Raw genomic sequence first — 13,309 nt, 5'->3', positions numbered from 1 at the left:
ACTGTGAGGACGGCGACTTTTGTTACGTAAGCTATCCCACGTCTTATCGTAACGCTTGCGCCAACGTTGGACGTTTTGACGGCTTGTGCCATAACGACGGGCTGCTTTGGCGTTATTATCATATTTTTCCGCATACTCAACAACTTTTTGCCTATATCGCATTTCTTCTGTTATAATTGACTTCATGGGGAGCTTCCTTTCACACTATGGTTTTTATTTTGTCTAGATATAGTGTACCAGAAGCTCCTCTTTTTTTATGTTTTCGTGTCACATATGTATGATACCCTTACAACCACAAATCGAAAAAGATTGCCAACAAATTTAGACGTTTCTATATAAAAAAATCTACCGACTTATTATCAGTCGGTAGAAGATGTGATTATTTCTTTGTTAAACGTTGACCTGTTTCTTCTAAGTACCAATCGATCCATGGTTGTAGGTCAAATTTGTTCTCTTGTAATGCTTTGTAGTTTCCATTAGCGTCTTTCGTTCCAACGAATTGTTGCACTAAGTACTCTCCTTCATTACCTGGAACGTGTACTTTGCGGTCAACAAGATCCCCTGAACCACATGAATCGCATGTGCAAGTATGGGCTGATTGATCATTAGTTTCTTCTTGACCTTCCCAAACTTCTGACGCACCACCTGTCGCGTCGGTTGAGTAGCTTGCGCTTGTTGTCGCATCACTTGCACCCGATGTCGCATCGTGTTGTTTAGCTACTTCATCTAAGTACCAATCAATCCATGGTTGTAAGTCAAAGATTGCTTCGTGGATACCTGCATAGCTTCCATCAGCATGCTCCATACGAATGTAGTGGTGAACTTTAAATTGACCTGGCTCTCCTGGGATACGTACTCTAAAGAATGGACGTCCGTTACGTAATTGATGAACAACCCATGCTGCTCCTGCAAAGGCGCGTTGTGGGTGAACTTCAGCTAGAGACATACCTACTTGCCATGGTTGTCTGCCGCCTAACATTTCTTTTTGTTCTTTTGTATAGTTATAGTAAATGAATTGGTTATTTTCATCGGCATAAGTTGCTTCGTAAGGTAAAGCTTCAAGTAACCAGTTAATTTGGTTAACCGTTAATACACCGCGATCTAATTCAACGTAATCATCGCCAGAAGCTGCATTCGTTAACTCAGCGACCTTTTCCACCCAGTTTGGGTCATCTTTTGCAACGTCAGTCACTGTCGTTGCAACGGTTCCTGTTGCCCATAGGTCTTCTGCTTCTGTAGCAGCTTTTGAAGTAGCGCTTGTTACAGCATCATCTTTTGATTCTTCATCGGCTTGAGAAGCGCTCGTTGCTGCATCCACAGGCTCTTCTGCTTGAGAAGCGGATGTATTCGCATCTTCTTTTGTCACGACTTTACCGCCTGTTTCTTCGAAATACCAATCAATCCATGGTTGTAAGTCCATAATCATTTCGTGAATTCCACGGTAGTTTCCTTCTTCATCGCGCATAGCGATATAGTTGTGAACCTTGAATTGACCTGGTTCTCCTGGCACTTGTAAGCGGACCGTATCTTGACGACCGGAACGAAGTTCATTAATGACCCAAGAAACGTTATCAAAGGTATGATCTGGGTGAACGTCTCCTAGAGGAGATCCGACTTGCTCAGGTTCGCGTGGACCTAACATGTCGCTACTGTCAGCACGATAGTTATAATAGATGAATTGGTTGTTTTCATCGGCATAAGTTACTTCATAAGGGACTGTTTTTAACAAGTTATTTAATTGGTCGACGGTTAAAACACCATGGTTTAACTTAACATAGTCGCTTCCTTTAGCGGCTTTTGTCATTTCACTTGCTTGTTCAACCCAATCATCGGCTGTCATCGCGATGCCTTCAATGGTTGTATCGACAGGTTCTGTTGACCATAAATCTTCGCTCACACTCTCACCTAATCCTTTCTCACTTTCTGATGCGCCACTTGTAGCATCTTCTTCTTCCATCGCATAACCTTCATCAAGAGAATGGTTAATTAATTTAGCAAAGCTCATGAATTTTTCTAAGACGCTTCGTAAGAAGTTATGGGTTCCTTGATCTTTTAAGTTCCCTTGCTCATCAAAAGCCTGCTTAGCGTTACTTAATAGAAACTCATTTCCTGGGAAAACATAAGCTCCTGATCCAGGTGCTTCTAAAATTTGACGTAAATGAAGTTGGGCTCTTGATGTTCCTTGAGTAAAGTAAGAAGCTCCCATAATAAGAACTGGCTTACCTTCTAAAGGATGGACTTTATAAGTCATATATTCAATTAAGCTCTTTAAAGCTGGAGGAATAGTAAAGTTATGTTCTGGTGTCGCAATAATAATTCCATCGGCTTCTTGAATTCGACGAGCGACATCTTGAATAAACGGTGTATTAGTTTGATCATCTGATGTACTAAACATTGGTACATCTTTAATATCAATCACATCCAGTTCGAATAAAGACGGAAAAGCCTTTTGGACATACTGAATTAATTGACGGTTATAGGACTGTTCTGCGTTTGATCCTGCGATTCCTACAAATTTCATTCGATTTCCTCCTTATATTATTGATCCCATGTAAATTCTTCTGCAGCTTTGCGGCTTAAATCTCGCTCTTCAACTAATTGTTCATTTACTTTAACAAAAGTGTTGAAGTCACGCATAATCGCATCAAGTTGAGCAACAAGATCTTGGTCTTTTAACTGGCCATCCGCATCAAAGGCTTGAAGAGAATGCCCTACTAAAAACTCAACCCCTGGCATTACGTGAGCACGTAATTCGGGTGCTGTAAATATTTGACGTAATTGCCCTTGAGCGCGTGAAGTTCCAAGCAATCCGTAAGATGCTCCTGTAATTAAAACAGGTTTTGATGCGAAAGGATACACTCCATAAGACATCCAAGCAATTGCATTCGTTAAAGCAGCAGGAGGGGCATGGTCGTATTCCGGTGTTGCAATAATCACACCGTCACACGCTTCAATTCGTTCTACTTGTTCTTTAACATAATCAGGCAATTGCATGTTAGCTGGCTTATTAAATAACGGAAAGTCTTTAACTTCCATAATATCAATATCAAACAAACCGCTATAGCGAGATTGAATGTATTGAATCAGTTGACGGTTTGTTGATTTTTCTGCGTTGTTTCCAACAATAGCAATCACTTTTTTCATAGCATGTTCTCCTTTGTTTTATTAATTAACCACCTGTACATGTCGACTCATTAATGTACGTCCATCTTTAGTAATGATAATTCCTTCAATATTGGAAAGGGACTCAATTTGTTCCAACGCTAATTCAGCACTTAACCCAAATAAACGCGTCGTCCACACTTCACACTCCACTGATTGACGGGCAATAATACTTAAACTGGCGATGTCGGTATCCATTGGATAGCCTGTTTTTGAATCGAAGATGTGATGAAATGTTTCACTTCCTATCTTCAATACTCGTTCATAAATACCTGAGGTAACAATGGATTCATTAAATAGCTTTACTGTTACAGTTGACTCTCCTCGTTTAGCATCAGGGGTTTGAACGCCGATACGCCAATAGTAATCCGGTCGATTTAAAGCAGGCCCGACCGTTACAATATTGCCTCCTAAATTGATTAATCCCGAAGCAACCCCTTGCTCTTTCATGTAATCGGCTAAGCGATCTGCAATATATCCTTTCGCTAAAGCGCCTAGATCGATTTCAATTCCTTTACGAGCTAAATAGACGGTTTGCTCCCTTTCATTTAATTCAATCAACGAAGGATTAATTAAAGAAAGAGCTTGATCAATCTCTTCTTGAAGAGGCTTTCTCGCATCTTTAAACCCGACACGCCACAATTTAATCAACGGTCCAATCGCAATATTTAAACTCGAATGGGGCTGTGTGCTGTGATAGCGCCCCATATCAATAAGTTCAAAAAGCTCAGGATGGACTTTTACCGGCCGAATGCCTGCTTGTTGATTCACTTGACTTAATTCAGAACGGTCATCATTCGCACTAAATCGTTGATTATACATATAAAGCATATCTTCTAAATGGTCTAAAATTAGCGTCGCTTCAGGATGAACAACCATTAAATGAATGTTCGTTCCCATTAAACGTAAAGCTTTCGTTTGCTTTTGCATCCTTATTCCTCGTTCCAATTACTATAAGATATGCCTATTTTATCACAAATAAAGATTCATCTCTACACACAACCTCAATTTATGAAAAGGTTATCATTTATAAAGCGCTTGATAAATAGAAGCAAATTCATCAATCGACAAACTTTCCCCTCGGCGCTGTCCGTCAATTTTAGCTTCATCTAACGCTTGTTGAATTTGATCTGCCGATACATCCTTTAAATAGTGACGTAAATTATTCCACAAAGTTTTACGTCGCTGGGTAAAAGCGGTTCTAACAAAATGTTCAAACCGGGCTGGATTATCTACCTCCACTAATGGAGCAGGTCGCCTGGTTAATTTTAATACAGCTGAATCCACATTAGGTTGGGGAATAAACACTGTTTTAGGAACAATAAAACTTAATTCACTGTCCATAACGTTTTGCACCGCAATACTTAGTGAACTATACGCTTTTGTACCGATATTAGCTGTCATCCGTTCAGCTACTTCCTTTTGCATCATCATCACTAACGTATCAAAAGGTAAACGACTTTCTAGTAAATGCATAATAATCGGCGTCGTAATATAATAAGGTAAATTAGCAACCACTACGAGACGTTCTTCGTTAGCTAACCAGCGGTAATTTTCCTCGTTAAAATCAACTTTTAAAATATCTTCGTGAACGACTTTAACGTTATCATAAGGAGCAAGAGTTTCTTCTAAAATAGCAATAAATCGTTGATCGATTTCAAAACTGAGCACTTGCTTGGCACTTCGAGCTAAAAACTCTGTCAAAGCACCAATTCCTGGACCGACTTCGATGACAGTGGTTTGGTCGTCAATTTGCGCCGTGTCAATCATTTTTTCTAAAATTTGCGGTTCAACTAAAAAGTTTTGTCCTAAACTCTTTTTCATTTTAATATCGTACCGCTTCATAATATCGACAGTACGAGTGGGAAGAGAAATTGGTCTAAATGGTTCGTTCATCCATATCCTCACTTTCTTCGAGTACTTTTTTGACTTCATCTAAAGGAATTTGATACATCATTAACGCTTTATGGAGCTGTTTAGCATTTACATGACCTAATTTAAAGTGATGAGCTATTTTAAAGCGTTTTTGTTGTGCTTTAGGCCCGGCAGCTAGCCCTAAATGCATTAGATCAGCCATCGTTATCTCAAATCCGTCTTGGCGTGGCGCATAGGTTAATACGTTATCTAAAGCCTGTCGGATATGTTCTAAACTTGCGTGCTCTACTCCAAGGCTTTCCTTTTCTTTCTTACTTTGAGCTTCTTTTTGTAGTAAATGGGCATGTTGGACCGTCGGAATAAACTGGCTAATTTGACGACGAATCAATTGGCCTGGAGTATCAGGATCTGTAAAAACGATGACTCCAAAAACTTCTTGTGCTTTTTTAATTTGTTCCAATGTTTCTTCGTCTAAAGCAGATCCACCTGTTTCTATAGTTCTTATCTCGGGACCAAAACATTGCTTTAAACGAGCAGTATCTGACTTTCCTTCTACTACAATGACTTCTTTAGGGCTACTAGTCATCTTCAGGTCTCCAACCAAATAAATTAAAGGCATTCTCTGTCGTAATCCGGGCAATCTCTTCGACACTGACCCCTTTAACATCGGCTAATACTTCAGCTACATATTTTACATATCCCGGTTCATTGCGTTTACCCCGTTTAGGCACTGGTGCTAAATAAGGCGCATCGGTTTCAATTAATAAGCGGTCCATCGGAACCATTTTAGCCGCTTGGCGAACATCGTCGGACTTTTTAAAGGTTAAAACACCACTAAAACTAATGTGCATACCTAAATCAATAAATTGTTGAACTTCTTCAGGCGTTCCACCAAAGCTATGCATAATACCACCTTTTTTTGGTAATCCTTCATCTTTTAAAATGCGATAAACATCTTCGGCGGCTTCGCGGTTGTGAATCGTAATCGGAAAATCTAATTCTTTAGCTAAATTGATTTGACGACGAAACACTCTTTCTTGAACTTCTTTAGAAGCCCGATTCCAGTGGTAATCTAAACCGATTTCTCCTAACATTTTTACTTTAGGATGTTGAAGCCACTGGCGTAATTTTTCTTCGACTGCATCGTTATAACTCCCCGCTTCATTAGGATGCCAACCAACCACACTAATGAGGGAATCGTATTGTTCACTTAACTCTAAACTTTTCAAAATCGTGGCTTCGTCAAAGCCGACAACAGCCATATAGTTCACATCATTTTGCCAGGCTTGACGAATGATATCATCTTCAATCCCATCAAACTGCTCCACGTTTAAATGAGTATGTGTATCAAATAACTTCATTATTACACTCCTTTACTAAAAAAGCCTCAATCTTTAGTAGATTGAGGCCATGAAATTAACCGATTAATGAGCCGTTCGTCGCATTTTCTGGTGCAAAGACTAATTCTAACTTACCATCATATTCAGCAGATAAGATCATTCCTTGACTAACGAGCCCCATCATTTTACGAGGTTTTAAGTTAGCAACGACGAGAACTTTTTTGCCGATAAGCTCTTTCGGTTCAGGATAAACTTTAGCAATACCAGATAACACTTGACGATGACCTTTATCGCCAGCATCGAGACGGAATTGTAGCAGTTTGTTTGACCCTTCGACAAAGTCAACATCAATCACTTCGGCTACTTTAATTTCTGTTTGAATAAATTGATCAAAGTCAACATGTTTTGTTTCTTCAAAAACAAGTTCTGTTTCTTCAGGATCCCACGCTTCATCTTCTTGACCACCTGCTTGAGCCATCGTTTCATGCATTTTGTCACTAATAAACTGGACTTCTTCTTTCACATCTAAGCGTGGGAAAATAGGCGTTCCTTTAGCAACTACTTTAACACCAGACGGAAGTTGTCCCCAAGCTACATCATTTAATAAACGGTCCGCTTCTTGATGTAAGCCTAATTGTGCAAACATCGTTAGAGGGACTTGTGGCATCATTGGACGAAGGGTATGAGCAATTAAACGTAAAGATTCAACTAAATGATACATCACTGACTTTAATTCAGAAGCTTTTGTTTCATCTTTAGCTAAAACCCATGGCGTTGTTTCATCGATATATTTATTTGTACGAGACACCATACGAACCACGTGCTCTAAAGCTTGACTTAAATAATATTGATCCATCGCTTCATGATAAGCAGCAAGCTCTTGCTGAACAAACTCTTCAAACTCTTCATCAAACTCAGTCGAGCCAACATTTTCATCTTCAAAAGCAGGCACGTTACCTTCTAAATATTGGTTAACCATCGCAATGGTACGGTTTAATAAGTTACCTAAATCGTTAGCCAACTCCGTATTAATTCTTAAAACAAAATCCTCAGGAGTAAACACACTATCATTACCAACACCCATTTCGCGTAATAAATAATAGCGAGTCGCATCTAAGCCGTAACGTTCGATTAACATTTCAGGATAGATGACGTTTCCTTTAGACTTAGACATCTTACCGTCTTTCATCACTAGCCAACCGTGGGCAAAAATCGTTTTTGGTAAAGGTAAATCAAGCGCCATTAATAAAGCAGGCCAGTAGATCATGTGGAAACGCGAAATATCTTTTCCAATAATTTGCAAGTTAGCTGGCCAATAACGTTCAAAGTTCTCAGTATCCTCGCTACCATAACCTAACGCGGTAATATAGTTAGATAAAGCGTCAATCCATACATATACAACGTGTTTTGGATCACTTTCAACGGGAACGCCCCATTTAAAAGAGGTACGAGTGACCGCTAAATCTTCTAGCCCTGGCTTAATAAAGTTATTGATCATTTCATTTTTACGGGCTTGAGGAATTAAAAAGTCCGGGTGACTTTCATAATAGTCCACTAAACGATCAGCATATCGACTTAATTTAAAGAAGTAAGATTCTTCTTTAACTAACTCTACTTCGTGTCCAGAAGGAGCTACGCCTCCGATTGTTTTACCTGAATCATCTCTATAAACTTCAATGAGTTGACTTTCAGTAAAGAACTCCTCATCGCTAACTGAATACCACCCTTGATATTCGCCTAAATAAATATCTCCTTGTTCAAGTAAACGTTCAAAAATTTGTTGAACCGCTTCTTTATGATATCCGTCTGTTGTACGAATAAATTTATCGTGGGTAATTTCTAATTGCTTCCATAGATCTTGAATATAATCGGCCATCATATCGACATATTCTTGGGGTTGCATATTTTGTTCTTGAGCCGTACTTTCAATCTTTTGACCATGCTCATCTGTTCCTGTTAAAAAGAATGTATCGTAGTTCATTAAACGTTTATAACGAGCAACAGCATCTGCAAAGACAGTAGTATAAGTATTTCCAATATGTAAACGACCACTTGGATAATAAATTGGTGTCGTTAAGTAAAATGTTTTATTTTGATTTTGCACGAATGAGTGCCTCCTTGTTTTAAACTTATTGATTCATTATATCATATTTATCTAATCACTTTTTGTAAATTAATGAAAACCATAAAAAAGCCTACCCTTAACGGATAGGCTTGAAAGTATTTAATTAGTTAACCCCTGGAATACGTAAAGCAAAGCTTGGCATGAAGTATGAGTTTACTTTACCGTAACCTAGTGGTGTACCGTAGTCAGCTGCGTGGATATAGTTACCATCTCCTGTAGCGATCGCTACGTGGTAAGTTGAACCTAAATCGCCCCAGAAGTATAAATCTCCTGTTTTCGCGCTACTTACGTCAATGACTTCACCAGCATATTGTTGTTCACCAGTCCATGAACCAACGTTAATGCCGTAAACTTTATTGTAAACATATTGTACGAATCCTGAACAGTCAAATCCGCCCGGGTTACGTCCACCCCATACATAAGGTGTTCCTAAATGGCTCTCTGCTTCAGCGATTAATGAACCATATTTGTCACCAAATGATTGTTGAGCTGCCGCTGCTTCGGCTTTTTTCGCTTCGGCTTCTTGACGCGCTGCTTCTGCTTCTTGACGTGCAGCTTCTTGAGCTGCAGCCTCTGCTTGGGCTTGAGCTTCTGCTTGGGCTTGAGCTTCTTGACGCGCTGCTTCGGCTTGAGCTTGGGCTTCTGCTTCTTGACGAGCTGCTTCTGCTTGGGCTTGAGCTTCTAATTCAGCTTTAGCTTGAGCTTCTTGTAAAGCTGCGTCAATTTCTTCTTGTGTACGCTCAACTTCAACCATTTCAACTGTTTGAGTGACAATTTCTTCACCCGTCTCTGGGTCGATTTCAACGACCTCAACAACTTTTTCTTCATAAAGTGGCTCTAAGTTTAAATCTTCAACTGTTAATTGTGGCGCTTCAACTGGCGCTACTTCAACAGGAGCAACTTCTTCTACATGAACTTCTGGAACAACCGCTTCTTCAGTCGCTTGAGCTTCTAGTGATTGAGCTTGAGCTTCTAAGGCTGCTGCTTCTGCTTCTAGAGCTGAAACTGCTTCTGCTTCAGCAGCAATCGCTTCTAATTGCGCTACTTCTGCTTGAGCTTGAGCATCTAATTCTGCTTCTAGAGCTGCTTGAGCGTAAGCTTCTTCAGCGGCTTGTTGTTCTGCTTCAATTTGTGCTTGAGCTTCTAAGGCAATTGCTTGTGCTTGAGCTTCTTGAGCAGCTAGGAATTCTTGTCTTTCTTGTTCAATTGCTGCACGTTGGTTAGCCGCTAAAGTAATATCATTGGCTAATTGATCGTAAACAGATTGAGAGTTTGCTTGAGCCGTTTGTAATTCAACAGCTAAACCATCTAATTGTGCTTTTTTAGCTAATTTTGCATCGCGTGCTGTTTCAATGTCTGCTTTTTTGGCTTCAACAGCTTGTACGTCTTCTTTTTGGCCTGCTAATAATTCTTTGTTTGCGCTAACCATCTTACGTACAACATCGATACGACCGATAAAATCGCTAACTGACTCTGCAGAAGCGATAGCTTTTAAGTAATCAGTCGTTCCGCCATTTATTTGAACAGCACGAGCTTGTTCACTTAATAGCTCCTCACGCTTTGCGATAATGTCTTCTAATTCTTCAATTTCATCTTGCAATAACTCAATTAGTTCATCATCTTCAGAAATAGTAGCTAACACTTCATTGGCTTCTTCATAGACAGCTTCGATTTCTGAATATAATGAAGATAATTCTGCATGTAAAGCATCTTGTTGAGCAGACATTCCTTCAATGGCTGCATCTGTTTGTTGGATCGCTTCGTCATAGTTATCTGCTAAAGCAACTGTTGGAACAGTGACAGCACTTAAGATCATCGTTGATGTAAATAAAGATCTAAAAAGCAATGATTTTTTCATAATTAAAAGGTCTCTCCTATTACTAATTTTTTAAATAAATGGGCACTCGTTTAATGTGCCAGTCAATAAATATTCATTATTAAGAACAGCCAGTCATTCCGGCTCAAAAACTATACTACCACATCCCGAAAAGATAAAAAGGGTTTTAGTCGTTTCGTATAACTCTTGTAACATAACTGTAATCTGAAAGACCTTTTGTTACTTAAACATCTCTTCAATGCCCATTTTCTCTCTAAGTTGCGTTTGAACTTCATTTAGTAAACGACTATAATTAATGAAGATATTTTCTAGAAAATAACCTTTAAAGGAGAGAAGACCATTGAATATTATCGATGATTTAATATGGCGTGGCGCGATTCATCAACAAACCGACGCTGAAGGTTTACAACAGTTAACAAAAGAAAAATCAATTAGCCTTTATTGCGGGGTCGACCCTACAGGAGACTCCATGCACATTGGGCATTTAATTCCTTTTATGATTCTTAAACGTTTCCAACTAGCCGGGCATAATCCTGTTATTTTAATCGGTGGCGCAACAGGGTCTATCGGAGATCCAAGTGGGCGTGCTTCTGAACGAACCCTTCAAACAATGGACGTTGTAAAAGAAAACGCCCGTAAATTAACTGAACAGGTGGACCGCATTTTCTTATCCAAAGAAGAAGATGCCGATAATAGTTACCGCGTTGTTAATAACTACGATTGGTTAAGTAAAATTGACCTATTAAGCTTTTTACGTGATTACGGGAAACACTTCAATATCAACGTAATGTTAGCTAAAGATATTGTTGCGAGCCGTTTAGATACGGGCATTTCCTTTACTGAATTTACTTATCAAATTTTACAATCCATCGACTTCCACCATTTATATAACGAACTAGACGTTCAACTACAAATTGGTGGAGCAGATCAGTGGGGGAACATTACAGCCGGACTGGACTTTATTCGTCGCATGGAAGGACCTGAAGCTAAAGCTTTCGGATTAACGATTCCATTAATGTTACGCTCTGACGGTCAAAAGTTCGGTAAGTCAGCCGGTGGAGAGACCATTTGGTTAGACGCTGAAAAAACAACACCTTACGAGTTTTACCAATTTTGGCTTAACCAAACCGACGAAGATGTGATTAAATTCATCAAATACTTCACTTTCTTATCAAAAGAAGAAATTGAAGCTCTTGAAGAAGAAGTTAAAACTCAACCTCATTTAAGAGTAGCTCAAAGAACATTGGCAGAAGAGGTCACTCGCTTTGTTCACGGTGAAGAAGCTTTAAAAGAAGCGCAAACCATTACCGAAGCACTGTTCTCAGGAGAAGTTCAAGATTTAACGGTCGAACAAATTGAACAAGGCTTCAAAAATATGCCTCAATTTACTACGTCACTTATCGATGAAAACTTACCAATTTGGTTAACTGAAGTAGGCATTGCACCGTCCCGTCGTCAAGCTCGCGAGTTTGTTAGCGGTGGCGCGATTCGCATCAATGGTGAACAAATTAAAGATTTAGATTTTACAATTACTAAAGACCATACTATTGGTGGCAAATATATTATTGTCCGTCGCGGACGTCGTAACTACTACTTAGTTACTTTAGAAGACTAATCAATAAAACCAGCTTTTGAATACTAGAGTGATACGCTCCCCCTAAAGTAGACACTTAAAAAAGTAAATCTACTTAAGGGGGAGCTTTATGCGTTCAAACAGAAAATATTCAGATAGTGAACTAGAGAAATACATTCGTTTATATTTAGAGGACGGTATATCCTACAGAACGTTGAGAGAAGACTATGGACTACTTTTATCCAAGCAAACGTTTTCTAATTACGTCACTAAATATAGAAGCCATGGCTATTCTGGTATCCAAACTAAGACCTCCAACAATCATTACAGTCATGACTTCAAGTTAGCTGTTGTTGAAGAGTATCTTGATCATCAAGAACCTATCAGACAACTCGCTCTAAAATACAATATACCTTCCCACAGCACTGTAAAAAACTGGATTATCAAGTATACTAAAGGAGAAGAAAATAAGGACGTTGTTCCTAAACCCGAGGTGTATACAATGAAAAGCCAGAAGAAAACACAAGAAGAAAAAATTGAGATCGTCAAAGATTATCTAGAGACCGGGATGTCCTATAGAGAAACTGCTGAGAAATACGCCGTATCCTACAACAATGTCTATTCATGGGTCCAGAAGTATCAAAAATATGGGTCAGATGGCCTGATAGATGGCAGAGGCCGAAGAAAGCCTGAAAGCATTCAAACAGAAGAAGAGAAGCTTAAAACAGAAATGGTTGCTTTAAAAGCTCGTAATGAGTATTTAGAAACGGAGAACGCTGCCTTAAAAAAATTTCAAGAAGTGGAAAGAGAGTTGATGTTACGAGAATAAAATACCAAGCGGAATTCAAGGTGATTGAGAAACTTAAGCAAGAAGGATATAAAATAACCTATCTGTGCGAGGCTCTGGGAGTCAGCCGTTCGGCATACTATAAATGGTTAAAACGCGAACCATCGCCCTCCCAGTTGCGCCTAGAATGGCTAATGGAACAAATCCAAGAAGTCTATGACAACTATAATGGGATTTATGGTTATCGTCGGATAACCATCTATCTTAATTATTCTCGATTGTCAATTTAAGTTAGAAATTTCTACACTATATTATGAGTGATTGAAATATTATGAGTGATTGAACTTGGTGACATACTTGTGCTAACCACCTTAAACAACTCCCTTCATCAAGCTCCTGGCTGGTCAAGAGGAAAAGCGCTAGCGACTCTTGAGGAGTCAGGTGCTTGATGAAACCATATTTCTTAAGTGGTTGGCATAATATCCAGGTGTTTGATCCAAAATGAAGAAAGTGATGACACATGGTCTAACTTCTTTGAATACTTAAAAGAAAGAGGATTACAAGGTGTAGAACTCGTTATTTCTGATGCTCATAAAGGCTTAGTATCTGC

At 39.2% G+C, this 13,309-nt stretch carries 12 protein-coding genes and 2 pseudogenes; 4 read left to right on the top strand and 10 right to left on the bottom strand.

The annotated features are described in order from the left end of the window. From BLR79_RS07170 to BLR79_RS07130, 10 genes and pseudogenes are all read right to left on the bottom strand, one after another. On the bottom strand, positions 1–186 hold a 186-nt coding region (locus BLR79_RS07170; RefSeq protein ID WP_143338795.1), incomplete at its 3' end, for a helix-turn-helix domain-containing protein. 193 nt (positions 187–379) lie between these two features. Then, entirely contained in the window at positions 380–1,159 is a 780-nt protein-coding gene (locus BLR79_RS09435; RefSeq protein WP_407643818.1) for a PAS domain-containing protein, read from the bottom strand. Positions 1,160–1,243: 84 nt separating this feature from the next. After that, a pseudogene (locus tag BLR79_RS09430) lies at positions 1,244–2,521 on the bottom strand (NAD(P)H-dependent oxidoreductase); the annotation flags it as partial. A gap of 17 nt (positions 2,522–2,538) precedes the next feature. Beyond that, the gene (locus BLR79_RS07160) at positions 2,539–3,144 is read right to left on the bottom strand and encodes an NADPH-dependent FMN reductase (RefSeq protein ID WP_092086381.1); all 606 of its coding nucleotides are present in this window, start codon (positions 3,142–3,144) and stop codon (positions 2,539–2,541) included. A 21-nt stretch (positions 3,145–3,165) separates the two neighbouring features. Then, positions 3,166–4,092: an FAD:protein FMN transferase gene (locus tag BLR79_RS07155; RefSeq protein ID WP_092086378.1), complete on the bottom strand. Its 927-nt coding sequence runs from the start codon at positions 4,090–4,092 to the stop codon at positions 3,166–3,168. Between the two features lie 93 nt (positions 4,093–4,185). Next, on the bottom strand, positions 4,186–5,058 hold the full coding sequence (gene rsmA, locus BLR79_RS07150; RefSeq protein WP_092086375.1) for a 16S rRNA (adenine(1518)-N(6)/adenine(1519)-N(6))-dimethyltransferase RsmA: 873 nt from the start codon (positions 5,056–5,058) through the stop codon (positions 4,186–4,188). After that, entirely contained in the window at positions 5,042–5,623 is a 582-nt protein-coding gene (gene rnmV, locus BLR79_RS07145; protein ID WP_092086372.1) for a ribonuclease M5, read from the bottom strand. Before rnmV ends, rsmA begins: the two co-directional genes overlap by 17 nt. Then, a complete protein-coding gene (locus BLR79_RS07140) occupies positions 5,616–6,398 on the bottom strand; it encodes a TatD family hydrolase (protein ID WP_092086369.1) in 783 nt (260 codons plus the stop codon). The genes rnmV and BLR79_RS07140 overlap by 8 nt, the downstream gene beginning before the upstream one ends. Before the next feature lie 55 nt (positions 6,399–6,453). Beyond that, the gene (metG, locus tag BLR79_RS07135; RefSeq protein WP_092086366.1) at positions 6,454–8,481 is read right to left on the bottom strand and encodes a methionine--tRNA ligase; all 2,028 of its coding nucleotides are present in this window, start codon (positions 8,479–8,481) and stop codon (positions 6,454–6,456) included. Positions 8,482–8,605: 124 nt separating this feature from the next. Next, complete coding sequence (locus BLR79_RS07130; protein WP_092086363.1) at positions 8,606–10,360, bottom strand: C40 family peptidase; 1,755 nt, start codon at positions 10,358–10,360, stop codon at positions 8,606–8,608. A 319-nt stretch (positions 10,361–10,679) separates the two neighbouring features. On the opposite strand from BLR79_RS07130, the gene tyrS reads away from it, so the two are divergent. From tyrS to BLR79_RS07110, 4 genes and pseudogenes are all read left to right on the top strand, one after another. Continuing rightward, positions 10,680–11,954 (top strand): tyrosine--tRNA ligase, encoded by a 1,275-nt coding sequence (tyrS, locus tag BLR79_RS07125; protein WP_092086360.1) that lies wholly within the window; start codon positions 10,680–10,682, stop codon positions 11,952–11,954. An 88-nt stretch (positions 11,955–12,042) separates the two neighbouring features. Continuing rightward, positions 12,043–12,741, top strand: coding sequence for a helix-turn-helix domain-containing protein (locus BLR79_RS07120; protein WP_092086357.1), 699 nt, complete (start codon positions 12,043–12,045; stop codon positions 12,739–12,741). A gap of 20 nt (positions 12,742–12,761) precedes the next feature. Beyond that, positions 12,762–12,989, top strand: coding sequence for a helix-turn-helix domain-containing protein (locus tag BLR79_RS09425; RefSeq protein WP_159427624.1), 228 nt, complete (start codon positions 12,762–12,764; stop codon positions 12,987–12,989). Between the two features lie 201 nt (positions 12,990–13,190). Continuing rightward, positions 13,191–13,309 (top strand): annotated as a pseudogene (locus BLR79_RS07110) (transposase); the annotation flags it as partial.

This window comes from Dolosicoccus paucivorans, from assembly GCF_900100125.1.
Lineage (GTDB): Bacteria > Bacillota > Bacilli > Lactobacillales > Aerococcaceae > Dolosicoccus > Dolosicoccus paucivorans.
The sequence above is the reverse complement of the archived record's forward strand: the minus strand, read 5'-3'. Positions and strand labels throughout refer to the sequence as shown.

What these genes read in the sequence shown, in the direction of transcription:
- BLR79_RS07130 (WP_092086363.1), bottom strand. Translation starts at nt 10,360, where the DNA reads ATGAAAAAATCATTGCTTTTTAGATCTTTATTTACATCAACGATGATC.
- BLR79_RS07155 (WP_092086378.1), bottom strand. Translation starts at nt 4,092, where the DNA reads ATGCAAAAGCAAACGAAAGCTTTACGTTTAATGGGAACGAACATTCAT.
- rnmV (WP_092086372.1), bottom strand. Translation starts at nt 5,623, where the DNA reads ATGACTAGTAGCCCTAAAGAAGTCATTGTAGTAGAAGGAAAGTCAGAT.
- BLR79_RS07120 (WP_092086357.1), top strand. Translation starts at nt 12,043, where the DNA reads ATGCGTTCAAACAGAAAATATTCAGATAGTGAACTAGAGAAATACATT.
- BLR79_RS07160 (WP_092086381.1), bottom strand. Translation starts at nt 3,144, where the DNA reads ATGAAAAAAGTGATTGCTATTGTTGGAAACAACGCAGAAAAATCAACA.
- rsmA (WP_092086375.1), bottom strand. Translation starts at nt 5,058, where the DNA reads ATGAACGAACCATTTAGACCAATTTCTCTTCCCACTCGTACTGTCGAT.
- BLR79_RS07140 (WP_092086369.1), bottom strand. Translation starts at nt 6,398, where the DNA reads ATGAAGTTATTTGATACACATACTCATTTAAACGTGGAGCAGTTTGAT.